General features: G+C 76.0%; 18 protein-coding genes and 1 pseudogene. 11 read left to right on the top strand and 8 right to left on the bottom strand.

The features are described 5' to 3' along the window. Positions 1 to 10: 10 nt before the first annotated feature. Positions 11 to 2494 (top strand): protein kinase, encoded by a 2484-nt coding sequence (locus tag IPO09_05635; protein MBK9516832.1) that lies wholly within the window; start codon positions 11 to 13, stop codon positions 2492 to 2494. A gap of 65 nt (positions 2495 to 2559) precedes the next feature. On the opposite strand, the gene IPO09_05630 is transcribed toward IPO09_05635, so the two are convergent. Next, a complete protein-coding gene (locus IPO09_05630; GenBank protein ID MBK9516831.1) occupies positions 2560 to 3003 on the bottom strand; it encodes a MarR family transcriptional regulator in 444 nt (147 codons plus the stop codon). A gap of 162 nt (positions 3004 to 3165) precedes the next feature. On the opposite strand from IPO09_05630, the gene IPO09_05625 reads away from it, so the two are divergent. Beyond that, on the top strand, positions 3166 to 3936 hold the full coding sequence (locus IPO09_05625) for a TSUP family transporter (GenBank protein MBK9516830.1): 771 nt from the start codon (positions 3166 to 3168) through the stop codon (positions 3934 to 3936). Between the two features lie 61 nt (positions 3937 to 3997). Beyond that, entirely contained in the window at positions 3998 to 5272 is a 1275-nt protein-coding gene (locus tag IPO09_05620; protein MBK9516829.1) for an acetyl-CoA hydrolase/transferase family protein, read from the top strand. A 58-nt stretch (positions 5273 to 5330) separates the two neighbouring features. Here the strand turns inward: IPO09_05620 and IPO09_05615 are convergent, their stop codons facing one another. Together IPO09_05615 and IPO09_05610 are read right to left on the bottom strand one after the other, a co-directional pair. Next, on the bottom strand, positions 5331 to 6368 hold the full coding sequence (locus IPO09_05615) for a DUF2804 family protein (GenBank protein ID MBK9516828.1): 1038 nt from the start codon (positions 6366 to 6368) through the stop codon (positions 5331 to 5333). Between the two features lie 74 nt (positions 6369 to 6442). Beyond that, on the bottom strand, positions 6443 to 7366 hold the full coding sequence (locus IPO09_05610; GenBank protein ID MBK9516827.1) for a UDP-3-O-acyl-N-acetylglucosamine deacetylase: 924 nt from the start codon (positions 7364 to 7366) through the stop codon (positions 6443 to 6445). Between the two features lie 317 nt (positions 7367 to 7683). On the opposite strand from IPO09_05610, the gene IPO09_05605 reads away from it, so the two are divergent. Continuing rightward, on the top strand, positions 7684 to 8400 hold the full coding sequence (locus IPO09_05605; GenBank protein ID MBK9516826.1) for a rhomboid family intramembrane serine protease: 717 nt from the start codon (positions 7684 to 7686) through the stop codon (positions 8398 to 8400). Between the two features lie 35 nt (positions 8401 to 8435). Here IPO09_05605 and ruvB read toward each other — a convergent pair whose 3' ends face one another. The 4 genes from ruvB to IPO09_05585 form a co-directional block, all read right to left on the bottom strand. After that, positions 8436 to 9455, bottom strand: a complete 1020-nt coding sequence (gene ruvB / locus IPO09_05600) for a Holliday junction branch migration DNA helicase RuvB (GenBank protein ID MBK9516825.1) — start codon at positions 9453 to 9455, stop codon at positions 8436 to 8438. 4 nt (positions 9456 to 9459) lie between these two features. Next, positions 9460 to 10056, bottom strand: a complete 597-nt coding sequence (gene ruvA, locus IPO09_05595; protein MBK9516824.1) for a Holliday junction branch migration protein RuvA — start codon at positions 10054 to 10056, stop codon at positions 9460 to 9462. Next, positions 10053 to 10661: a crossover junction endodeoxyribonuclease RuvC gene (ruvC, locus tag IPO09_05590; GenBank protein MBK9516823.1), complete on the bottom strand. Its 609-nt coding sequence runs from the start codon at positions 10659 to 10661 to the stop codon at positions 10053 to 10055. Before ruvC ends, ruvA begins: the two co-directional genes overlap by 4 nt. A gap of 123 nt (positions 10662 to 10784) precedes the next feature. Continuing rightward, entirely contained in the window at positions 10785 to 12929 is a 2145-nt protein-coding gene (locus IPO09_05585) for a potassium transporter Kup (protein ID MBK9516822.1), read from the bottom strand. Positions 12930 to 13037: 108 nt separating this feature from the next. Between IPO09_05585 and IPO09_05580 the strand changes: the two genes are divergently transcribed. From IPO09_05580 to IPO09_05550, 7 genes and pseudogenes are all read left to right on the top strand, one after another. Beyond that, positions 13038 to 14435, top strand: coding sequence for an MATE family efflux transporter (locus IPO09_05580; protein MBK9516821.1), 1398 nt, complete (start codon positions 13038 to 13040; stop codon positions 14433 to 14435). Between the two features lie 16 nt (positions 14436 to 14451). Then, complete coding sequence (locus tag IPO09_05575; GenBank protein ID MBK9516820.1) at positions 14452 to 16635, top strand: thioredoxin domain-containing protein; 2184 nt, start codon at positions 14452 to 14454, stop codon at positions 16633 to 16635. Positions 16636 to 16824: 189 nt separating this feature from the next. Continuing rightward, positions 16825 to 17070, top strand: coding sequence for a helix-turn-helix transcriptional regulator (locus IPO09_05570; GenBank protein ID MBK9516819.1), 246 nt, complete (start codon positions 16825 to 16827; stop codon positions 17068 to 17070). 332 nt (positions 17071 to 17402) lie between these two features. After that, complete coding sequence (locus tag IPO09_05565; GenBank protein MBK9516818.1) at positions 17403 to 17765, top strand: hypothetical protein; 363 nt, start codon at positions 17403 to 17405, stop codon at positions 17763 to 17765. Positions 17766 to 17853: 88 nt separating this feature from the next. Next, positions 17854 to 18957, top strand: a pseudogene (locus IPO09_05560) (collagen-like protein). A gap of 434 nt (positions 18958 to 19391) precedes the next feature. Then, a complete protein-coding gene (locus IPO09_05555; GenBank protein MBK9516817.1) occupies positions 19392 to 19964 on the top strand; it encodes a hypothetical protein in 573 nt (190 codons plus the stop codon). 195 nt (positions 19965 to 20159) lie between these two features. After that, positions 20160 to 21083, top strand: a complete 924-nt coding sequence (locus IPO09_05550) for a hypothetical protein (GenBank protein MBK9516816.1) — start codon at positions 20160 to 20162, stop codon at positions 21081 to 21083. Here the strand turns inward: IPO09_05550 and IPO09_05545 are convergent. Continuing rightward, positions 21080 to 23212, bottom strand: coding sequence for a chemotaxis protein (locus tag IPO09_05545; protein MBK9516815.1), 2133 nt, complete (start codon positions 23210 to 23212; stop codon positions 21080 to 21082). The genes IPO09_05550 and IPO09_05545 overlap by 4 nt on opposite strands. Positions 23213 to 23511 lie beyond the last annotated feature (299 nt).

Raw genomic sequence — 23511 nt, 5'->3', positions numbered from 1 at the left:
TCGTCCCCCCGTGGCACCCCCGACCGCACCCGAGCCAGGCTCGCTCTCGGCGCTGCTGGCCGACCTGGCCCACGTGCCCGAGGCCAGGCCGGACGAGGCCTGGGTGCCGGCCCTGCGGCCCGGCGACCAGGTCGGCGGCTACCAGCTCCGCTCCGAGCTGGGCCGCGGCTCGTTCGGCGTGGTCTTCGAGGCGCGCGACGTCGCGCAGCAGCGGCCGGTGGCCTTCAAGGTGGTGCGCCCCGGCAAGATGGCGGTGGGCGAGGCGCAGCTGCAGCACGAGGCCGACACCATCGGCCGGCTCTGCCACCCGAACCTGGTGGCCCTGCACGAGGTGGGGCGCTGCCACGCCGGCCCGTACCTGGTGCTGGAGCTGCTGCGCGGCGCCACCCTGAAGGCGCGGCTGGCCGAAGGACCCATCCCGCCGGCCGACGCCCTGCGGGTGGCCCTCGACGTGGCCCGTGGCCTGGCCCACGCCCACGGCCGCGGGGTGGTGCACCGCGACCTCAAGCCCTCCAACGTCTTCCTCTGCGACGACGGCACGCTGCGGGTGCTCGACTTCGGCCTGGCCCACGCCTTCGGCCGGCGGCGCATCGACGGCGGCACCCCGGACTTCATGGCGCCGGAGCAGTGGCGCGGCGCACCCGAGGACGAGCGCACCGACGTCTTCGCCCTGGGCGTCCTGCTCTACCGGATGCTGGCCGGCGAGCTGCCCTTCCCCGACGACGGCGGCCGCTCGGCCACCAGCGCGCGCCCGGCCCCGCGGCTCGAGGTGCCCGACCTGCCGGGCCTCGGCCCGCTGGTGGCGGCCGCGCTGGAGAAGGACCCGGTGGACCGCCCGCGCGACGCCGGCGCGGTGGTCGAGGCCCTGGAGGCGCTGCGCGGGGCCGACGGCTCCACCGCCTCCTCGTCCGCCACCGGCACCTCCGGCGGGTCGGTGCGCATCCGGCGCCGGGCGCGGCGCCGCGTCACCCTGGCGGCGGCGCTGGGCGCGGGCGCGCTCCTGGCGCTGCTGCTGGTGGGGGCGACCCTGGCGGTGCGGCAGCGGCGCGAGGCGGTCCTGGCCGGGGCGGCGCCGGCCGCGGCCGACGGCCCCGCCGCCGCCGGCGAGGCCGCCCCGCCGCCCTCGGTGGCGGTCCTCCCCTTCGAGGACCTCAGCCCGGCCCACGACCAGGAGCACTTCGGCGAGGGCCTGGCCGAGGAGATCATGAACGCCCTGGCCCAGACCGAGGGGCTCAAGGTGGCCGGGCGGCTCTCCTCCTTCCGGTTCAGGGGGCGGGGCAGCGACCTGTCGGCCATCCAGCGCCAGCTGGGCGTGGGCGCGGTGCTGCAGGGCAGCGTGCGCATCGACGGCAACCACGTGCGGGTCGCGGCCCAGCTCGTCAAGACCTCCGACGGCTACCAGCTGTGGAACCAGACCTTCGACCGCGAGCTCACCGGGGTCTTCGCGGTGCAGGACCAGATCGCGGCGGCGGTGGTGGAGGCGCTCAAGGTGAAGCTGCTGGGCGGCCGCGCCCGCGCCACCCGGGAGCTGCGCACCGCCAGCCCAGCGGCCTACAGCCAGTTCCTGCTGGGGCGCTCCTACCAGCGCAAGGACACCACCCCCAACCTGGCGCTGGCGGAGCAGGCCTACCAGCGCGCCGTGGACCTCGACCCCTCCTACGCGCCCGCCTGGGCCGGGCTGGCCATCGCCACCTTCTGGGTGCGCGGCAACTCGGGCCCGACCCGGGAGGCCATGACCCGCGGCCAGGCCAGGGCCCTGGCGGCGGCGGAGCGGGCCATCGCGCTGGCCCCCGACCTGGCCGACGGCTACGCCGCGCGCGCCTTCCTGCGCTTCTCGATGCACCGCGACTGGGCGGGCGCCCAGGCCGACATGGACCGGGCGCTGGCCCTCAACCCCAGCGACGCCGACGTCCAGTGGAGCTACGGGCTGCACGTGCTGGGGCCGCTCGGCCGGGTCGGCCCGGCCCTGGCGGCGGCGCGCCGGGCCAGCGAGCTCGACCCGCTCTCGCCCTCGCCCTGGAACGCCCTGGCCTGGCTCTACCTCTCCTCCGGCCAGCTGGCCCTGGCGCGCCACACGGCGCTCCGCTCGCTGGAGCTCCTGCCGGTGCAGGAGACCGCCGTCATCGACCTGGCCTACGTGGACCTGCTGGAGGGCAAGCCGGCGGCGGCGCTCACGTCCATCGCGCGGAGCCTGGACCCCATCTTCCGCCTGCAGTTCGCGTCCATGGCGCGGCACGACCTGGGCCAGCCCCGCGAGGCGGCGGCGGCGCTGGCGGCGCTGGTGAAGGACCACGGGCACGAGGCCCCCTTCCAGATCGCCGCCGCCCACGCCTGGCGCGGCGAGGTGGACCTGGCCTTCACCTGGCTGGACCGGGCGGTGGCGGTCAACGACGGCGGGATCGGCGACCTGAAGCTCGACCCGCTGCTGCGCTCCCTGCGCGCCGACCCGCGCTACCGGGCGCTGCTGGAGCGGCTCAAGCTGCCGGTGGACTGAGCCGGACTGGCGTCAGGCGCCCGCCCCGTCGCCGCCCGGCCGGGACCGCGACGCGCCGGCCCGGCTCAGCGCGACTCGAGCGAGCGGATGACGGCCTCGAGCAGCTGCCGGGTCTCCTCCACCCGGGCCGGGGGCAGCTTCGAGATGACGTCCGTCACCGGGTGGTGGCCCGGGCCGTCGCCCACCTGGTCGAGGGTGCGCCCCTTGGGCGTGAGGTGGAGCCGGAGCTTGCGCGAGTCGCTGGGGTCGACCTCGCGCCCCAGGTAGCCGGCCTCCTCCAGCCGCTGCACCACCCGGGTGACGGTGGCCGGGGTGACGTGCAGCACCCTGGCCAGCTCCCCGGGCGAGCAGCCCGGGCGCAGCGCCAGCACCTTGAGGAGGAACCGCTGCTGCGCCGTGACCCCCAGCTCCTTGAGCATGCGACGGGAGCGCTTGTTCAAGGCGTGCTCCAGCCGCCACAGCACGCGGACGAAGTGGAGCGACTCCGGAAGGTGCTGGTCGTGCTTCATGGTCTCCCTGCGGCCGCCCCCGCGCGAGGCGGCGCCCCCCCGGCCGCCAATCCTACGCCACCCTCGTGCCCTGCCCGCCAGCCCTCCCCCGCCCTGACGGGGTGCGGCAGCGCGCGCGGCCAGCCGGCCGGGCCGCCGCCCCGCCGTGCTACAAGGCGCCCCGTGGAGGATCCAACCCCCCTCGTCATCGCCGGGCTGGCGCTGGTCGGCCTGGTGGCCGGCACCATCGACGCCATCGCCGGCGGCGGCGGCCTGCTCACCGTGCCGGCCCTGCTGGCGGCCGGCCTCCCGCCCCACCTGGCGCTCGGCACCAACAAGGGCCAGTCGGTCTTCGGCTCCTTCGCCGCCATGGTGAAGTTCGCGCGCGCCGGCCTGATCGACCCGGCCCGGGCCCGGGTCGGCTTCCTGGCCGGCCTGGTGGGCTCGCTCTGCGGCGCCGCCCTGGTGCTGAGGGTGCCCCCGGCCACCCTGCGCCCGGTGGTGCTGGCGCTGCTGGCCGCGGCCGCGCTCTTCATCGGCCTGCGCCGCGCCGCGCCCCCGGCGGCCGGCCAGCCGCCGCGCCGGCGCCACCGCGGCTCGCTGACGGCCGGCCTGGTGGCGCTGGTCATCGGCGCCTACGACGGCTTCTTCGGGCCGGGCACCGGCACCTTCCTCATCGTGGCCTCGGTGGCCCTGCTGGGCGACGGCCTGGCCGAGGCGTCGGCCGGGGCCAAGGTGGTCAACTTCGCCTCCAACCTGGCGGCGCTGGCCCTCTTCGCCGCCCGCGGCGTGGTGCTCTGGAAGGTGGCCCTGCCCATGGCGCTGGGGCAGCTGTGCGGGGGCTGGCTGGGCGCCCACCTGGCGGTGCGGCGCGGCGACGGGCTGGTGCGGCGGGTGGTGGTGGTGGTCTCGCTGGCGCTGGCGGTGAAGCTGGCCTTCGACCTCGGCGGCTGACCCCCGCCCGCCCCTTGTCTGCTATCCTCCCGGCTCCCTTCGCCGAGGAGCGCACAGGCCGATGGCTCGCACCGTCACCGCCGAGGAAGCCGTCTCCGTCGTCAAGTCCGGCGACCGCGTCTTCATCCACAGCATCGCCGCCGCCCCGCAGCGGCTCATCGCCGCCCTGACCGCCCGCGCCGCCGAGCTGCGGGTGGTGGAGGTGGTCTCCATCCACACCGAGGGGCCGGCGCCCTACGCCGCCCCGGAGCTGGCCAAGAGCTTCCGGGTCAACGCCCTCTTCGCCGGCCCCAACGTGCGCGAGGCCGTGCACGAGGGGCGGGCCGACTACATGCCGGTGTTCCTCTCCGAGGTGCCCCAGCTCTTCCGGGCCGGCGTGCTGCCGCTCGACGTGGCGCTCATCCAGGTCTCGCCGCCCGACAAGCACGGCTGCTGCTCGCTGGGCGTCTCGGTGGACGTGACCCGCGCCGCCGTGCAGGTGGCCCGCACGGTCATCGCCCAGGTCAACCCCAACATGCCGCGCACCCACGGCGACGGCATCATCCACGAGGAGGACGTCGACTTCTTCGTGCTCTCCGACGACCCGCTCCCGGAGCTGGCCGCCCGGCCCATCACCGAGCAGGTGCGCGCCATCGGCCGGCACTGCGCCGAGCTGGTGGACGACGGGGCCTGCGTGCAGGTGGGCATCGGCGGCATCCCCCAGGCCACCCTGCTGGCGCTGCGCGACCACCAGCGGCTCGGCATCCACACCGAGATGCTCTCCGACGGCGTGGTCGACCTGGTGGAGCGCGGCGTCATCACCGGCGAGCTGAAGCGCATCCACCCGGGCAAGATGGTGGCCTCCTTCGCCCTGGGCACGCGGCGCCTCTACGACTTCCTGGACGACAACCCGTCGGTGGCCATGCTCGACGTGGCCTACACCAACGACACGGCCGTCATCCGGCGCAACCCCAAGGTCACCGCCATCAACGGCGCCATCGAGGTGGACCTGACCGGCCAGGTGGTCTCCGACTCGATCGGCGACCAGATCCACTCCGGCGTGGGCGGCCAGATGGACTTCATCCGCGGCGCGGCGCTCTCCGAGGGCGGCAAGCCCATCATCGCGCTCAAGTCCACCACCTCGGGCGGCGAGTCGCGCATCGTCAGCTACCTGAAGCCGGGCGCCGGCGTGGTCACCACCCGGGCCCACGTCCACTTCGTGGTGACCGAGCACGGCATCGCCGACCTGTGGGGCAAGAACCTCAGGCAGCGGGCGGCCGCGCTGATCGCCATCGCCCACCCGGCCCACCGCGACGCGCTGGCGGCCGAGGCCAAGCGGCGCTTCGGGAGCTGGTAGCCGCGGGGGCGCGGTCCGTCGCCCCGGCCCGGCGCCCCTCCCACGGGGGCGGCCCCGCTCACCACCTCGCGGTGAGGTCCTCCGCCAGCGCCGGCAGCCCGTCCAGCGTGAGCGGCGCACCGTCCGGCCCAGGGATCCGGCCGCTCAGCGTGCCGGCCAGCTGGGTCACCTGCAGCGACGCCAGCAGGAGGTCGCGCCCCTCGCGGTGGCTGGCGGCCGGCGAGAAGGTGAGCTCCACCGCGCCGTCCAGGCTGACCACCCGCCAGGGGGCGCTGGCCGCCCGCGGGTCGGCCTCCACCACCACCGGCGGCAGCCGCACCGGCCCGGCGCCGCCGAGCAGCACCCCCTCGCCGCCGTCGTCGGGCTCCGGACCGTCCAGCCCGTCCGCCAGGTGCAGCGCCACGGCGCGGCCCCCGGGCAGGCGCCCCAGCGCGGTCACCTTGCGCCAGGCCGACTCGCGCGGGAAGACGCCGGCCCCGAAGTCCAGCACCGCCAGGCCACCCGAGAGGTCGATCGGCTGCCGGCGCACCGTCAGGCGCCCGTCCAGCGGCAGCGGCCCGGTCAGCTGGGCGGCCCGCAGGCCGGCCTCCGGCAGCGGCGCCACCAGGCAGAACGGGTCGGGGGCGCCGCGCGTCTCGAGCCGCGCCTCCAGGGTGAGCGCCTCGCCCAGGTCCACCGCCAGCTGGAAGCGATCCGAGCGGCGCTCCAGCGAGAGCGACATGCCGGGGGCCACGAAGGAGACCCGCGCCCCGGCCCCGGGCCGCTCGCCCACCTGGGCGGTCACGCCCGCCAGGCCGGCGGCCGCGTGGTCGAAGAGCACCTCGCCGCTGGCGCGGTCCACCACCCAGGCGGCGCCGCCCGCCAGCGGTCCGGCCTCGAGCACGCCCACCACCACCAGGTGGCGCTCGGTGGCCAGGAGCACCCGCTGCCAGCGCTTGACGCGGGCGGCGTGGCGCAGCGAGGCCAGCAGCCCCTGCGGCGCCAGCGGCGCCAGGTCCACCCGGCCGAGCGAGCCGGCGTAGGCGCCGTAGCGCGGGCCGGTGGGGCCGAGCGCGCTGGCGGGGGCGCGCGGGAGCGGTCGCTGGACGGAGGGCACGGCGGCAGTCTACGCGTGGGCCGGGCGGGCGGCGACGTGCGGGTGGTCGGCCGGGCCCGCCGGGGCGGGGCCGCTCAGGCCGGCTGGCGCTGCCCGGCCGGCACCGCCACCTGGACCGGGGCGCGCACCGGGGCCGGGGCCTCGGAGAGCTGCACCACGCGGTGGCAGGACGGGTCGGAGAGGACGCGCTTCACCAGCGCCTGGTTGAGGCCGTGGCCGCTCTTCACCGCGGTGAGCGCCCCCAGCACCGGCAGGCCCAGCAGGGCCAGGTCGCCGATGGCGTCGAGCACCTTGTGGCGGGCGAACTCGTCCGGGTAGCGCAGCCCCTCCGGGTTCATGATGGAGAACTCCTCCAGCACGATGGCGTTCTCCAGGCTGCCGCCCAGCGCCAGCCCCATCGACTGCATGAGCTCGACGTCCTTGCGGAAGCAGAAGGTGCGGGCCCGCGCCACCTCGCGCTCGAAGGTCCGGTCGGTCACCGAGACCGAGAAGCCCTGGTCGGTGATGAGCGGGTGCTTGAAGTCGGCGGTGAAGGAGACCGAGAAGCCATCGGCCGGCTCCAGCCTGGCCAGCTTGTCGCCGTCGCGCACCTCGACCGGGGCGGTGATCATCAGGTACCGGCGGCCGGCCTTGTGCTCCTTGACGCCGGCCTCGCGGATGAGCGCGACGAACGGGGCGGCCGAGCCGTCCAGGATGGGGATCTCGGGGCCGTCCACCTCGACGCGGCAGGCGTCGATGCCCATGCCGACCAGCGCCGACATGACGTGCTCGATGGTGGAGACGCGGGCCTTCCCCACGGCGATGGAGGTGGAGAGCTTGGTGTCGACCACCAGGTCGTGGCGGGCCGGGATCTCGACCCCCAGGTCCATGCGCACGAAGGTGATGCCGGCGTCGGCCGGGGCCGGGGCCAGCGTGAGCGTCACCGGCGCGCCCGAGTGCAGGCCGATGCCGGTGCAGCTCACCCGCTTCGCCACCGTCCGCTGGTTCCAGTAGGCCATCGTCGACTCGTCTCTCGAAGGTGTCTCCCCCACCCGACTGGCCCGGATTCGGGCGTTGTTTCACCGGGATGGGGACGCCGGCGCCCTGCGTTAGAGCAATCGACGTGCCAGCCGCCTGACCGGACCGGCCGGGGACGCCCTCCAGGCTGCCCGGGATAACCGACCGTGATCACTGACGCATCACGTCGAGGCCTGCCGCGCCGTCGGCGACCGTCGGCGCGCACCGTCGGAACCCCGAACAACCGCCCGCCGGGATCGCGACAGCGCTGTCAGGGCTGGCCCGGGCTCACCGTCCTATCGGGTGGTACAACCCCGGGGTGTTTCCCCTGCGCGACGACACCCCATGCGAGCGCCCGCCGCTCGTGACCTGGGCGCTCCTGGCCGTCAACCTGGCCGCCTACGGGTGGCAGCTCTCCGCCGGGGAGCGCTCCGTCCTGCTGGGCGGCGCCATCCCCTACGAGCTGCTCACCTTCCAGGACCTCTGGCCGCGCGCCCTGGTGCCGCCGCCCCTCACCATCTTCACCAGCATGTTCCTGCACGGCGGCCTCATGCACCTGGGCGGCAACCTGCTCTTCCTCTGGATCTTCGGGAACAACGTGGAGGACGCCCTGGGGCGGCCGCGCTTCCTGGCCTTCTACCTGGCCAGCGGGGTGGCGGCGGCGGTGGCCCAGACCCTGGCCACCTCGGTGGAGGCCGCGGGCCTGACCGGCGCGGACGCCACCGCGGTGCTCTCGGTGCCCATGGTGGGCGCCAGCGGGGCCATCGCCGGCGTGCTGGCGGCCTACCTGCTGCTCTTCCCGCGGGCCCGGGTGCAGACGCTCTTCGTGATCGTGGTGCTGGTGCGGACGGTCTACCTGCCGGCCTGGCTCTTCATCGGGGCCTGGTTCCTCTTCCAGGTGGGTGCGGTGGTGTTCGGCGGGATGGCCGGCGTGGCGGTGTTCGCCCACCTGGGCGGCTTCCTGGCCGGGCTGGGGCTGATCGCGCTCATGGGCCGGCGTCCGGGCTGGCGCCGGTCGGCGCCGCGCTGGGCCTGAGCGCCGGGGCCGGCGCCCCTCCCGTCGCCCTGGGCCTAGAGGAGCTCGCCCTGCCCGCCGCGCGGGCGGGTGCGGCCCAGGTGGGCGTAGGCGGCCGGCAGCGCGGTGCGGCCGCGCGGGGTGCGGGCCAGGTAGCCCTCCCGCACCAGGAAGGGCTCGTAGACGTCCTCGATGGTGCCGCCCTCCTCGCCCACCGCCGCGGCCACCGCGTCGATGCCCACCGGGCCGCCGCCGAAGGTGTCCAGGATGGAGGCCAGGATGCGCCGGTCCATGGCGTCGAGCCCCTTCTCGTCCACGCCCAGCCGGGTCAGGGTGCGGTCCACGATGTCGCGGGTGAGCGTGCCGTCGCCTTCCACCTGGGCGAAGTCGCGGGCCCGCTGCAGCAGGCGGATGGCGATGCGCGGCGTGCCGCGGGCGCGGGTGGCCAGGTTGCGCAGCCCGGTCGGCTCGGTGGGCAGGGCCAGCTTGGCCGCCGCGCGCCGGGCGATCTCCTCCAGCTCGTGGGCGGCGTAGTAGTCCAGCCGCTCCTGGATGGGGAAGCGGTCGCGCAGCGGGGCCGCCAGCAGGCCGGTGCGGGTGGTGGCGCCGATGAGCGTGAAGCGCTCCAGCTTCATCTCCATGGTCTGGGCGCCGATGCCGGCCCCCAGCACCACGTCGAAGCGGAAGTCCTCCATGGCCGGGTAGAGCGCCTCCTCGACGGCCGGCGCCAGCCGGTGGATCTCGTCGATGAAGAGGATGTCGCGCGGGGCCAGGGCCGTCAGCAGGCCGGCCAGGTCCCCCTTCTTCACCAGCGCCGGCCCGGAGGTGACGTGCAGCGCCACCCCCAGCTCGCGCGCCAGGATGTGGGCCATGGAGGTCTTGCCCAGGCCGGGCGGGCCGGAGAGCAGCACGTGGTCGAGCGCCTCGCCGCGCTGCCGGGCGGCGGCGGCGTAGACCTTGACGTTGTCGACGATCTTCTCCTGCCCGACGTACTCGCCGAAGGTGGCCGGCCGGAGCGACTGCTCCAGCTTCTCCTCGCCCTCCAGGGCCTTGGGGGTGACCGGTCGCACGCTCATGCCGTCAGCCCCGCATGGCCTTCAGGGCCTCGCGCAGCAGCTCGTCGAGCCCCTTGCCGTGGGCCCGGTCGCGCATCGCCTCGGCCACCTGCTCGGCCTGCGCCGGCTTGTAGCCGAGGCCGACCAGCGCGGTGGAGAGCTGCTCCACCAGGCCGCCCCTGGTCCCGGCCGGCGCGGCGGGCCCGGCGGCGCGCGCCAGCGCCACCAGCTTCTCCTTGAGCTCCACCACCAGCCGCTCGGCGGTCTTCTTGCCGACCCCCTTCACCTTGGTGAGGCGCGCCACGTCGCCCTGCGCCACCGCCTGGGCCAGGTCGCGCGGCTCGATGCCGGAGAGGATGTTCTGGGCGGCGCGCGGGCCCACGCCCTTCACGTCCACCAGGGCGCGGAAGACGTCCTCCTCCTCCTCGGTGGCGAAGCCGGAGAGCTCCAGGGCGTCCTGCCGGACCTGGGTGATGATGCGCAGCGTGGCCGGCTCGCCGCGGGCCGGCAGGGCCAGCAGGGTGGCGGCCGAGACGTGCACCAGGTAGCCCACCCCGTTGACGTCGAGGACCGCGGTGTCCTCGCCCTTCTCCACCACCAGGCCGGTCAGGCGGGCGATCACGGGCTCCTCCGGTGGTCGCGGCGCGAGGGGCGCAGGCGCGACAGGGCGCGGGCGGCGGCGGCGCGCGGGGTGGTGAGGTGGGGGGCGGCGAGGCGGGCGCCGGCGGGGGCGCGGGCCAGCGCCGCGGCGGTGCGGGCCTCGGCCAGCGGCCGGCGCGCCAGGTGGCAGACCGCCAGCGCCACCGCGTCGGCCTCGTCGGAGCAGGCGGCCAGCACGCCGAGCAGGGCGCGGGCGGTGCGCATCATCTGCTCCTTGCCGGCCCGTCCGCTGCCGGTGAAGGCCAGCTTGACGGCCGAGGGGGCGTACTCGTGCACCGGCAGGCCGGCCCGCCCGGCCGCCGCCAGCGCCACCCCCCGGGCCTGCCCCAGCACCAGCGCCGAGCGGGCCGAGGCGCCGGAGAAGACCTGCTCCACCGCCACCTCGTCGGGGCGGGCGCGGGCGATGACCACGTCGAGGCCCGCCAGGATGAGCCCCAGCCGCTCGGCCATGGGGCGCTCGCCCGGCGCCAGCACGCCGGACTCCACCACGTGGAGCCGCCCGCCCTCGCGGGCCACCACGCCGTAGCCGCAGCGGCGCGAGCCGGGGTCGATGCCGAGGACGATCACGCGCGGCACGATAGCAGACCCTGAACGGGGATCCAGTGCGGTCCGCGCCCGCCGGCCGGCGACGCCTCCGGGCGCCCAGGCCGCGGGGACCGGCCGCCTGGCCGGCGCGGCCGGGCCCGGGGGCTACAGCTGGATCTGCGCGCCCAGCTCGACCACCCGGTTGGGCGGCAGGCCGAAGAAGGCGCTGGCGGTGGCGGCGTTGCGCGACATGATGATGAAGAGCTTCTTGCGCCAGGTGGCCAGCGACGAGCCGCCGGTGGCCAGCAAGGTCTCGCGCCCCAGGTAGAAGGTGGTGTCCATCAGGTTCACCAGCAGCCGCGCCGAGGGCGGCGGCAGGGTGGCCAGCGAGTCCAGCAGCGCCGGGATGTTGGGCTGCTCCATGAAGCCGTAGTGGGCCACCACCTGGAAGAAGCCGCTGCCCAGGTCGCGCGCCACCACCCGCTCCTCGGCGGGCACCTGCGGGATCTCCTCGGTCAGCACCGAGACGAAGAGCACCCGCTCGTGCAGCACCTTGTTGTGCTTGAGGTGGTGCAGCAGCACCGGCGGCGCGGTGCCCAGGTTGGAGGTCATGAAGACCGCCGTGCCGGGCACCCGCATCGGCTTGCGCCGGGCCACGTCGTCGAGGAACAGCTCGAGGGGCAGGCCCGAGTCCTTGAGCATCTTGGCCAGCACCGAGCGGCCGCGCTTCCAGGTGGACATGAGGGTGAAGACGAAGATGGCCGCGGCGATGGGGAACCAGCCGCCCTCCTCGATCTTCACCACGTTGGCCAGGAAGAAGGAGAGGTCGGCCGCCAGGAAGACCACCGTGAGCGGCCAGGCCCGCCAGCGCGGCCAGCGCCACAGGTCGCGCATGACGCGGTGGAAGAGCAGCGTGGTGATGGACATGGTGCCGGTCACGGCGATGCCGTAGGCGGCGGCCAGGTTGGAGGAGCTCTTGAACCCCAGCACCAGCGCGATGCAGCCCACCCCGATGGCCCAGTTCACCTCGGGCACGTAGATCTGGCCGATCTCGGTGTGCGAGGTGTGCTTGACGGTGACGCGCGGCGAGTAGCCGAGCTGCACCGCCTGGTGGGTCAGCGAGAAGGCCCCGGAGATGAGGGCCTGCGAGGCCACGATGGCGGCGGCGGTGGCGATGCCCACCAGCGGGTAGAGCGCCCAGGAGGGCGAGAGCAGGTAGAAGGGGTTGGAGCGGGCCTCGGGGTCGTGCAGCAGCAGCGCGCCCTGCCCCATGTAGTTGAGCAGGAGGGCCGGCATGGCCACCCCCAGCCAGGCCAGGCGGATGGGCCGCCGCCCGAAGTGGCCCATGTCGGCGTAGAGCGCCTCGCCGCCGGTGATCACCAGCACCACCGCGCCCAGCACCAGGAAGCCGTGCAGGCCGTTCTGCTGGAAGAAGCGCACCCCGTGCAGCGGGTTGACGGCGGCCAGCACCGCCGGATCCCGCAGGATGCCGTGGACCCCCAGGGCGGCGATGCAGGCGAACCAGACCAGCATGACCGGCCCGAAGATGGCGCCCACCATGGAGGTGCCGCGCCGCTGGATGAGGAACAGCCCGGCCAGGATGGCCACCGTGACCGGCACCACGAACTTCTGCAGCGCCGGCGCGGCCACCGCCACGCCCTCCACCGCGCCCAGCACCGAGATGGCCGGGGTGATGACGCCGTCGCCGTAGAGCAGGGCGGCGCCGAAGATGCCCAGCATGAGCAGCACCTTCCGGCTCAGCTTGCCGCTGTCCTTGCGCGACACCAGGGCCTGCAGCGCCAGGATGCCGCCCTCGCCGCGGTTGTCGGCCCGCATCACGAAGGAGAGGTACTTGAAGGTGACCACGAAGGTCATGGCCCAGGCCACCAGCGAGAGCACGCCGAGCACGTTGGCCGGGGTGGGCTCCACGCCGTGCGGCCCGTTGAAGCACTCCTTGAGCGCGTAGAGCGGGCTGGTGCCGATGTCGCCGTAGACCACCCCCAGGGCGCCGAGCGAGAGGGCCGCCAGCGCCCGGCCGGTGGGCGGGTGGCGGTGGCCGGGGCCGTGTGGCTCGGGGTGGGGCGCCTGGCCGACGGCCGGCAGGGCGCTGCGGGTCTGGATGGGCCCGGTGACCTCGTGTCCCGGCTCGGCGGGCTGGCCGGCCGGGGTGCCGCCAGGCGGCGGCTCGGCGGGCGCGCCCGCGGCGGCTCCGGCTGGACCGGGCCCCGGCGAGGCGGCGGCGGCGGGGGGCTGCGAGGAGGCGGCCGGCGCTGGGCCGGCCGCGCGTTCTGGTGAGTCCGAGGAGGCCATGGGCTTTCGAAGGGGGCGAATCCAAGCACGAAGCCCTCTCCCCGTCGAGCCCCGAGGGTCCAACCCCCCGATGCAGCGGTGGGAATTCGCGATTAGACTGCGCCGCCCGTGACCCCCGAGCGCCCCCACACCCCCATCCGAGACGAGCTGCGTGCCCTCGGCCGCCTGGCCCTGCCGCTGGCCGCGGCGCAGGCCGGCCAGGCGCTCATGGGGGTGGTGGACACCGCGGTGGTGGGCCGCGCCGGCGCGGTGGCCATCGCCGGGGTGGGGCTCGGCAACGCGCTCTTCTTCTCCCTGGCCGTGCTCGGCATGGGCGTGATGATGGGGCTCGATCCCCTCATCGCCCAGGCCTTCGGCTCCGACGACCCGGGCCGCGCCCGCAAGCTCGCCTGGCAGGGCGGCTTCCTCGCCCTGCACGTGTCGGCCTGGCTGGCCGTGCCCATGGCCATCCTGCCCTGGCTGCTCGAGCCGCTCGGGGTGGGGCCGGAGGTGGCCCGCGAGGCCACCCGGTACATCCTCTGGCGCATCCCGGGGCTCCCCTTCCTCCTCCTCTACGTGGCCGGGCGCGCCTACCTGCAGGCCGCCGGGCTGGTGCGCCCCATGGTGGTGGCCACGGTGGTGGCCAACCTGGTCAACGTGCCGCTCGACGTCCTGCTGGTCTTCGGCGGCCAGGGGCTGCCGGCCTGGAGCGGGCCGCTGCGGCTGGTGCCGGCGCTGGGCGGCGCCGGCGCCGCCGTCGCCAGCAGCCTGTGCCTGGCGCTGCAGGGCGCCATCCTGCTGGCCGCCATCCTGCGGGTGCCGGCCCTGCCGCTGGCGGCGGAGGCGCGACGGCAGGACCGCGCCGAGCTGGCGCGCGCCGCCCGGGTCGGCTTCCCCACCGGCCTGCACATGGTGGCCGAGGTGGCCTTCTTCTCGCTGGCCGGCTTCCTGGCGGCGCGCCTCGGCGCCGTGGCCATGGCCGCCCACCAGCTGGCCCTGGCGGTCTCGGCCCTCACCTTCACGGTGGCGCTGGGCGTCGGCGCCGCCGGCTCGGTGCGGGTGGGGCTGTTCGTGGGGGCCCGCGACCGGGTGGGCACCAGGCGCGCCGGCCTGACCGCCTTCGGCGCCTCGGCCACCTTCATGGCGCTCAGCGGCCTGGTCTTCCTGGCCTTCCCCGGCGCCATCGCCCGGCTCATGACCGACGACCCGGCGGTGGCGGAGGCCGCCACCCCCCTCTTCCGCATCGCGGCGCTCTTCCAGATCGCCGACGGCGTGCAAGCCTGCGGCGCCGGGGTGCTGCGCGGCGCCGGCGAGACCCGCTTCACCTTCCTGGCCAACATGCTGGGGCACTGGCTGCTCGGCCTGCCGGCGGTGCTGCTCCTCGGCTTCGGACTGGGGCTCGGGGTGGTCGGCTTCTGGTGGGGCTTCGTGGTGGGCCTCTTCGCGGTGGCGGCCGCGCTGCTGGGCCGCTTCCTGAGCCTCTCCTCCCGGGAGATCACGCCGCTGGCGGGCGCCGGCCGGGGCTGAGGCCTATACGCAGGGGATGCCCTCCGCACTCCCCGGGTCCCTGCCCCACCCCGAGCCGCTGGCGCGGGCGCTGGCCGCTGCGCTGGCCTCCCGCGGCCCCGGCTACCGGCCGCGCACCCACCACCTCGACGAGGACGGCCGGCCGCGCTTCACCAACCGGCTGGCGCTGGAGCGCAGCCCCTACCTGCTGCAGCACGCCCACAACCCGGTGGACTGGTGGCCCTGGGGCGAGGCCGCCTTCGCCGAGGCGCGCCGCCTCGGCCGCCCGGTCTTCCTGTCGGTGGGCTACTCCACCTGCCACTGGTGCCACGTCATGGAGGGCGAGTCCTTCGAGGACGAGACCATCGCCCGCGTCCTCAACGGGCGCTACGTGGCCATCAAGGTGGACCGCGAGGAGCGGCCCGACGTGGACCAGCTCTACATGACCGCGGTGCAGCTCCTCACCGGCGGCGGCGGCTGGCCCATGAGCGTGTGGCTCACGCCGGACAAGGAGCCCTTCTTCGGCGGCACCTACTTCCCGCCGCGCGACGGCGGGCGCCACGGGATGCGCGGCTTCCTGCCGGTGCTGGAGGAGGTGGCGGCGGTGTACGGCGCCGAGCCGGAGCGGGTCGGCCAGGTCACCGCCTCGCTCACCGCGGCGGTGCGCACGGCGCTGGCCGCCACCGGCGCCCCGGCCGACGCCCCGCCCGGCCGGGGCCCCATCGCCGCGGCGGTGGAGCAGGTGGCGCGCCTCTACGATCCGGTCCACGGCGGCCTGCAGCGGGCGCCCAAGTTCCCCTCCTCGCTGCCGGTGCGGCTCCTGCTGCGCCACCACCGGCGCAGCGGCGACCCGCGCGCGCTCGACATGGCGGTCACCACCCTGGCCCGCATGGCGGGCGGCGGCCTGCACGACCAGCTGGCGGGCGGGTTCCACCGGTACGCCACCGACCAGCGCTGGCTGGTGCCGCACTTCGAGAAGATGCTCTACGACAACGCCCTGCTGGCGCTGGCCTACGCCGAGGCCTGGCAGGTGACCGGGCGGCCCGACCTGGCCCGGGTGGCGCGGACCACGCTCGACTACGCGGTGCGGGAGCTGCAGTCGCCGCAGGGCGGCTTCTACTCGGCCACCGACGCCGACTCGGAGGGCGAGGAGGGGCGCTTCTTCGTCTGGCAGGAGGCCGAGGTGCGCGCCGCCCTGGGCGACCAGGCCGGGCGCTTCTGCCGCTTCTACGACGTCACCCCCGGGGGCAACTGGGAGGGGGCCAACGTGCTGAACGTGCCGCGCCCCGACGAGGCCGAGTGGGCCGCGCTGGCGCCGGCCCGCGCCACGCTGCTGGCCCGCCGGGCGGCGCGCCCGCCGCCGCTGCGCGACGAGAAGGTGCTGGCCGCCTGGAACGGGCTGATGATCTCGGCGCTGGCCTTCGGCGGCCGGGTGCTCTGCGAGCCCCGCTGGGTGGAGGCCGCCGCCCGCGCCGCCGCCTTCGTGCTGGCGGACCTGACGGTGGACGGCCGCCTGCAGCGGACCTGGTTCGAGGGGCGGGCCGGCTCGCCCGCCTTCCTCGACGACCACGCCTTCCTGGCCGCCGGCCTGCTCGACCTCTACGAGGCCACCTTCGAGCCGCGCTGGCTGGCGGCGGCGCTGGACCTGGCGGGCCAGGTGGAGCGACGCTTCGGCGATCCCGCCGGCGGCGGCTGGTTCACCACGGCCGACGACCACGAGCGGCTGCTGGCGCGCGAGAAGCCCACCCACGACGGCGCCGAGCCCTCCGGGGCCTCGGTGGCGCTGGCCGTCATGCTGCGCCTGGCGGCCTTCACCGGCGACGAGCGCTGGCAGGAGGCCGCGGTGCGCGCGCTCAGGCAGCTGGCGCCGGCGCTCGAGGCCTCGCCCCTGTCCCTCACCGAGGCGCTGGTGGCGCTCGACCTGGCCACCGACGAGGTGCGCCAGGTGGTGCTGGTCTGGCCGGAGGGCGCGCCGCCGCCCGAGCCGCTCCTCTCGGTGCTGCGCCGCACCTTCCTGCCCTCGCGCGCGCTCATGGGCGCCCCGGAGGGCGCCGGGCTGGAGGCGCTGGCGCGGCTCACGCCGGTGGCCGGCGGCAAGCGGGCCGAGGGGGATCGCGCCGTGGCCTACGTCTGCGAGCGCGGCGCGTGCCTCCGGCCCTCCACCGACCCCGCGGCGCTGGCCGCCCAGCTGGGTCTGGCCGCGCCCGACCCGGCGGGCTGAACCCACCGCGATCACGGCGGTTTCGGTCACGGGCCGCCGTGGGCCGCGGGGGCCCGGGTCGCGTACGCCCCGTCCGCCGTGTCGGGGTTCCTTCCTACAGCCCAAACGTCAACAGACCCGATACCGATGGTCCGCGTCCCACCGTACCTTCTGTCCTGCGGCGCACCAGGCGCCCATCGGAGGAATCCCATGACGTCGAAGTCGAAGAAGAATGGCGGACCCCGCCAGCCGGTCCTGATGGCCTTGGGCGAGCGGATCCGCGAGATGCGCCACCGCCAGGGCTACACCCAGGCCACCCTGGCCGAGGCGCTCGACCTCTCGGTCGCCTACGTCAGCCTGATCGAGCGCGGCGGCCGCAACCCGCCGTACACCACCGTGGTGGCCATCGCCCGCGCCCTCGACGTCCCGACGGCGCGCATCGTCGTCGACGGGTAACCCCTCACCCGTCGCCGCACCAGGAGCGCCCCGCGCCACCAGCTCCCAGGTGGCGCGGGGCGGCTCCCCTGCGGCCCGAGCAGCACCAGGGCGCGCGGTCCCCCCGCAGCAGCCCGGCGTCCCGTGACCACGGGGCGCGGTCGTCCAGCGCCGCCGAGTGGCGGGCGCCGCGTCCCGTGTCCCGGTGACGCGAGGTCGTTGAAACCCCAACCATGTACCCGAAACGCGTTGCTGGCACCCCTGCGCGCCGGTGCGCACCTCCGAGGTGGGGAGGCGTTTGACCTCCGTCATCCGTCGCATCGGTCCGGCACGCCCGGATCACGGGGAGCAGGATGCAGAGCCAGCACACCTCGGTGGACAGCGCCCGCCTCCTCCACCGCACCGTCCTGCTGGCCACCCTGGCGCTGGTCGCCATCGCCGCGGCCAGCCCCGCCTGGGCGGCCGCCACGGCCACCCCGGTGGTCGGGGAGATCCGGCGGATCACGCTGGACGACCCGCTGATCCACTGGTCCGGCGGCACCATGGTGGTGGGCGGCCAGGTGGTCGTCGTCCCGCGCAACCCGCTCGTCGCCGGAGCCCCGTCAGCGCAGCGCGTGACGACCGGCACGGCCGTGCCGCCGGACGCCTCGCGCCAGATCTCGATCGAGTCGAGCGGAGGCGCCACCCGCCTCGGAGTCCCCGTCACGGTCCGGTAGTCGACAGTCGTCTCACCCACTGGCCCGGCCTTCGTCGGGCGGAGAGGAAGTCGTCATGGAGGTCGTCCGCAGGTGGTCGAAGGTCTCGATGTTCGGGCTGGCAGGGGCTCTGCTCCTGTCGGCGTGTGACGGGCCCACCGGTAGCACCGGCCTGCTGGGGCCGTCGGGGCCCTCTGGTCCGACCGGTCCCGCCGGCAGCCTGGGGCCGACCGGCCCGGCCGGACCGCAGGGTGAGGCCGGCCTCGCCGGCGCCGCGGGCGAGACCGGGGCCACCGGCGCGACCGGGGCCACGGGCGCCACCGGTCCGCAGGGAATCCAGGGGCTGCAGGGGATCCAGGGGCCGATTGGCCTGACCGGCCCCGCGGGCACCACCGGCGCCGCCGGCCCCGCCGGCCTGGTGTTCAAGGGCGCGTGGGACTCCGCCGCGCCCTACGCGCCGAACGACGCCGTGTCCTTCCAGGGCAGCAGCTGGGTGGCGAGGACCACCAACTTCAACGCCACGCCGTCCGTGGGCGCCGACTGGTCGCTGCTGGCCCAGGCGGGCGACACCGGCGCGGCCGGGGCGACGGGCGCCACCGGCGCGCAGGGCGACGTGGGCCCTGCCGGTCCGCAGGGCACGCAGGGCCTCCAGGGTGACATCGGGCCGCAAGGCCCTATCGGCCTCACGGGCCTCACGGGCCTCACCGGTGCCCAGGGCCCGCAGGGCCTCCAGGGTGACATCGGCCCGCAGGGCCCCATCGGCCTGACCGGCGCCACCGGCGCCCAGGGCCCGCAGGGCCTCCAGGGCGACATCGGCCCGCAGGGCCCCATCGGCCTGACCGGCGCCACCGGCGCCCAGGGCCCGCAGGGCCTCCAGGGCGACGTCGGCCCGCAGGGCCCCATCGGCCTGACCGGCGCCACCGGCCTCACCGGCGCCCAGGGCCCGCAGGGCCTCCAGGGCGACGTCGGCCCGCAGGGCCCCATCGGCCTGACCGGCGCCACCGGCCTCACCGGCGCCCAGGGCCCGCAAGGCCTCCAGGGCGACGTCGGCCCGCAGGGCCCCATCGGCCTGACCGGCGCCACCGGCCTCACCGGCGCCCAGGGCCCGCAGGGCCTCCAGGGTGACGTCGGCCCGCAGGGCCCCATCGGCCTGACCGGCGCCACCGGCGCGACCGGCGTGGCGGGACCGCAGGGGCCGATCGGCCCTCCCGGCATCGTCTCGGCCACCGAGTTCACCGGCGGCATCGGCCTCATCCCCAACGACCCTGGCTGCAACGGGCTCACGGGCATGGTCTTCATCACCGGCACCGTCTCGGTGGCGGTGACCGCCTCCCAGATGGTGACCGTGACCGGGACCGCCGGCCTCGCCACCGACCTGGCGCCGGCCTCCAACCTCTCGCTCAACGTCTGCTACGACAGCGTCACCACCGGCTTCGTGGCCGACGGCAACTTCTTCGGCTCCGCCGGCTTCGCCCCCCTGGCGCTGCCGGCGCTGACCGGGCTGCCCTTCACCCTGAGCCGCGCCTTCACCGCCCTGCCGGACGACACCTACACCATCGGCCTCTGCGGCTGCATCGCCGGTCCGGACATCTGGATCGCCGACTGGAGCCAGCTGATGGTGCAGGTGGTGCAGCAGTAGGAGCCGCCATGCCCACCGCACCTCCAGCCACCGCCGCGTCGCGCCCCTGGCCAGCCCTGGCCGCGGTGGCGCTGCTGGCCGCCCTGGCCGCCTTCGTGGCGGGTCGGTGGACCGCCGAGGGAGACGGGCACGCTCCGGCGGGCCTCCCCTCCCTCGCCGCGCCGGCCCAGGGCGGCCCGGCCGCGCCGGGGGTCGACCGGCCCAGGCCGGCGGTCGAGTCCCACCAGGTGGCCGCCGCGGCGGCGCCGGCGCCCGCCGCGGCGCCGGCGCGCGCCACGCCGGAGCTGGTGGCGCGCGCCACGGCCGAGACCGCCGCCTTCCTGGAGGCCTCGCGGCAGGAGCTGCACGCCCGCTGCTGGCCCTCCGGCGGCCTGGCCAGCGGGCAGCCGAGCACCCTGGTCACCTTCAACGTCACCTTCGACGCCAGGGGGCGGGAGATCGCCCGCGGCCTCGGCGAGGATCGGCGCGCCCGCGCGCCTGAGCTCCTGCGGTGCCTGCAGCAGAAGGTGCCGCTGGGCTCGCTCCACATCTCCCCACCCGGCGCCAACGTCGGGGTCCGGGTGGCGATGCGACTGCCGTGAGCCGGCGCGGGCCGGGGGTGCGCTCCACCCCCTGGCCCGCCCTGGCTGTGGCTCCCCTTCACGCCCGACGTCGCCGGCCGGCACCACCACGCCCCGGCGCCTCCCGAATGCGCCGTGATCTCGCGGGCCAGCGCGGTGGCACGCACCGTGAATCACCAGCTCCTGCCGGCCGCACCCTGGCCGGGAGGAGAACACATGCACGCCACCCTGAGCTCGCTCCGCACGCTCGCCGCAGCCCTGGCGATCTCCGCCGCGCTCCCCGCCGCCGCACAGGCCGAGGCGCCCGACGCGCCGCCACCGCCCGACCAGCTCCCGTGGGCCGCTCCCGCGCGGCCCGAGCCGCCGCCGGCGCGCCAGGCACAGCCGGTCTACCGGCCCGACTACACGGTGCCCGGGCAGCGCCCGCCTCCGCCGCGCGGCCCGGCCTATCCGCAGGCCTATCCGCAGGCCTATCCGCAGGCCTATCCGCAGTCCTACCAGGACGACGACGACGGCCCGCCCCCGGCGCCGCGCTCCGCCGCACGCCGGGCCTGGCAGCCGCACGTCGAGCTGGCCTTCCGCGGCGGCATCTCCACGCCCGCCGGCATGGCGGCCGAGGGCGTGCCCATGCGCGACACCTTCGGCGAGCAGCTGACCATGGGCGTCGAGCTCGGCATCCGCACCACGCCGCACCTCTCGGTGGGCGTCTTCGCCGAGGGCGGCGTCGGCGCGGCCGGCCCGGCCTACCAGAGCACCTCCTGCAGCGGCTCGGGCTGGAGCTGCGACGGCGGCGCGGCCAGCGGCCGCATCGGCGTGGGGCTGCGCTACCACCTGGCGCCCTACGCGCCCGTCGATCCCTGGGTGGGCTACGCCGTGGCGCTCTCGGGCGCGGTGGCCAGCGGCGACGACGCCTTCGGCAGCTACAGCCGGACCTTGACCGGGGTGGAGTTCGCCAAGCTCTCGGCCGGCGTGGACCTGCGCCTGTCGCGCCGCTCCGCGGTGGGGCTCTACGCCGAGTGGACCAGCGGCCTCTACACCGAGGTGACCGACCGCTCCGACGGCGCCGTGACCGGCTCGGGCGACCTGCGCAACCCGACCACCCACACCTGGTTCACCGTCGGCCCGCGCCTGCGCTTCTAGCCCCGGCCCAGCCGCCGCCGCGCCACGGCCGGCGCGCCCCCCGCGGGCGTGCCGGCCGTCCTCGTCCCGGCCAGCGTGAAGGCCGCCACCATGGCCGAGAGCTGGTCGGACTGGGCCGCCAGCTGGGCCGCCGAGGAGGAGGACTGCTCGGCGCTGGCGGCGTTCTGCTGCGTCACCTGGTCCATCTCGCCCACCGCCGCCCGCACCTCGGCGGCGCCGCGGGCCTGCGAGTCGGCCTCGACCCCGATCTCGCTCACGATGGTGGTGACCTTGGTGACCCCGCGCACGATCTCGCCGAGCCGGTCCGCCACCACCCTGGCCACCAGCTCGCCCTCGCCGGCCTGGCGCACCGACTCGCGGATCAGGACCTCGGTCTTGGTGGCCGCCTCCTTGCTGCGCAGGGCCAGCGAGCGGACCTCCTCGGCCACCACCGCGAAGCCGCGCCCGGCCTCGCCGGCGCGGGCCGCCTCCACCGCCGCGTTGAGCGCCAGCAGGTTGGTCTGGAAGGCGATGTCGTTGATGTCCCGGATGATCTGCGAGGTCCCCTCGGCCGAGGCGCGGATGGAGGCCATGGCGCCGGTCATCTGGGTGACCGCCGCGCCGCCCTGCTCGGCGGCCAGCTGGGCCGCCCGCGTCAGGGCGTCGGCCTGCCGGGCGTGCTCCGAGGTGCGGCGCGACAGCTCCGCCACCGCCGCCACCCGCTCCCCGGTGCCACCCAGCGCGGCCGCCTGGGTCGAGGCGCCGGCCGCCACCGCCTGGCTGGAGGAGGCGATCTGCGCCGAGGCCGAGGAGATCTGCTCCACCGCGCCCACCACCTGCCCGAGCGCGCCGTCGAGCGCGTCGCCGGTGTCGTTGACCGCCCGCGCCAGCCGGTCGAACTCGCCGTCGTAGCGGCCGGCCATGCGCGGCGTGAGATCGCGCCCGGCGAAGCGGGTCAGGACGCCGGCCGCCTCGAACACCGGCGCCGCCATGGCGTCGAGCATGCCGTTCACGCCAGCCAGCACCTCGGCGTAGGCCCCCTGGCAGCGCGCCGGATCCACCCGCACCTCCAGCCGGCCGAGCTGCCCGGCGGCCATGGCCACGCCCACCTGCTGCACCAGCTCGCCGATGGCGCCGGCGCAGCGCCCCAGGTTCTGGCGGAGGGCGTCGAACTCCCCCTCCCAGGGTCGGTCCAGTCCGTCCGGGGTCTCGCCCCGCGCCAGCTGGTCCACCACCGCCTCGGCGCGCCGCAGCGGCCGCACGATGGCGTCGAGCATGGCGTTGACGCCCTGGATGACCTCGCCGGTGCGCCCGTCGTAGCGGGAGGCGTCGGCGCGCACGTCGAGCCGGCCCTCGGTGGCGGCGCGGATGAGCAGCACCAGGTCGCCGTTGCGGCGCTCCACCACGTCGGCCAGCCGGTTGACGTTGCGCTTCAGCTCGCCGAAGCGCCCCTGGAAGTCCTGCTCGATGCGCGGCGGCACCTCGCCGCTGGCCAGGGCGGCCACCCGCTCGGCCGCCACCTCCACCGGCTTGACGACGGCGTCGAGCAGCTGGTTGATCCCGCCGATCATCTTGCCGTTGTACCCGGGGTAGCGGCCCGGATCGGCGCGCACCTCCAGCCGCCCGGCCGAGGCGGCCGCCAGCAGGGCCTTCAGGTCCTCGTTGCGCATGAGGACCACGTCGATGAGGGCGTTGAGCCCGACGCGCTGCCGATCGAAGTCGCCGGGGAAGGGCCTGGGCATCTTCTCGGGCAGGTCGCCGCGGGAGAAGCGCTCCAGCGCCACCGAGGTCTCCTGGAAGGGGCCGCCGAAGGCGTCCAGGGTCTCGTTGAAGGCCACCACGATGGGCCGGAACTCCGGGTCGATGTGGGCCACGTCGGCGCGCTCGGAGAGCCGGCCGGCGCGCACCGCGTTGCGCAGGCGCGCCGCCTCCCCCACCACGTCGTGGATGGCGCGGCCCACCAGGCGGGCCACCACCGTGCCGGAGCCGGCGATGACCGCGCCGGCCAGCAGGCCGGCCGCCAGGGCGAGCCCGGGGCCGGCGCCGAAGCGCGGCCCGAACCAGGCCACGAGGCCCACGCCGGCGGCGCCGAGCCCGGCGAAGACCGACGCGCCAAACACCTTCGTGCCGACCGTGATGTCGAGGGCCATGGTGGTCCTTTGGGAGGAAGACGGGTGCCGCCTCGGCCGTGGGAGAGCACCGGCCGTGCCGCGAGGTTCCGGGCCCCGAAGGCGCCCCGATCCTGCGCTCTTGGGCGCAGGTGACGGGTCCGGGACAGGGGCCGGCGTCGGGGTCCCGGAGAACCCCGGGTCGGGCCGGCGGCAGCCGCCGCGCACCAGCCAGGGCGCAAAGCTGGCGCAGGTCCGCCTCGTCGACTGCTCCAGTCCGCTTGCCCGCTGCAGGCCAGCCCATGTTCACCGTCCGTTCATTGGGTCCGGCCGGGCTCGCG

The sequence above is a fragment of the Anaeromyxobacter sp. genome, assembly GCA_016718565.1.
Classification (GTDB): domain Bacteria; phylum Myxococcota; class Myxococcia; order Myxococcales; family Anaeromyxobacteraceae; genus JADKCZ01.
Note: the sequence above shows the minus strand (reverse complement) of the source record. Positions and strands in the feature narration are given on the sequence as shown.

What these genes read in the sequence shown, in the direction of transcription:
- IPO09_05630 (MBK9516831.1), bottom strand. Translation starts at nt 3,003, where the DNA reads ATGAAGCACGACCAGCACCTTCCGGAGTCGCTCCACTTCGTCCGCGTG.
- IPO09_05620 (MBK9516829.1), top strand. Translation starts at nt 3,998, where the DNA reads ATGGCTCGCACCGTCACCGCCGAGGAAGCCGTCTCCGTCGTCAAGTCC.
- IPO09_05610 (MBK9516827.1), bottom strand. Translation starts at nt 7,366, where the DNA reads ATGGCCTACTGGAACCAGCGGACGGTGGCGAAGCGGGTGAGCTGCACC.
- ruvB (MBK9516825.1), bottom strand. Translation starts at nt 9,455, where the DNA reads ATGAGCGTGCGACCGGTCACCCCCAAGGCCCTGGAGGGCGAGGAGAAG.
- IPO09_05585 (MBK9516822.1), bottom strand. Translation starts at nt 12,929, where the DNA reads ATGGCCTCCTCGGACTCACCAGAACGCGCGGCCGGCCCAGCGCCGGCC.
- IPO09_05575 (MBK9516820.1), top strand. Translation starts at nt 14,452, where the DNA reads ATGCCCTCCGCACTCCCCGGGTCCCTGCCCCACCCCGAGCCGCTGGCG.
- IPO09_05570 (MBK9516819.1), top strand. Translation starts at nt 16,825, where the DNA reads ATGACGTCGAAGTCGAAGAAGAATGGCGGACCCCGCCAGCCGGTCCTG.
- IPO09_05565 (MBK9516818.1), top strand. Translation starts at nt 17,403, where the DNA reads ATGCAGAGCCAGCACACCTCGGTGGACAGCGCCCGCCTCCTCCACCGC.
- IPO09_05555 (MBK9516817.1), top strand. Translation starts at nt 19,392, where the DNA reads ATGCCCACCGCACCTCCAGCCACCGCCGCGTCGCGCCCCTGGCCAGCC.
- IPO09_05550 (MBK9516816.1), top strand. Translation starts at nt 20,160, where the DNA reads ATGCACGCCACCCTGAGCTCGCTCCGCACGCTCGCCGCAGCCCTGGCG.
- IPO09_05545 (MBK9516815.1), bottom strand. Translation starts at nt 23,212, where the DNA reads ATGGCCCTCGACATCACGGTCGGCACGAAGGTGTTTGGCGCGTCGGTC.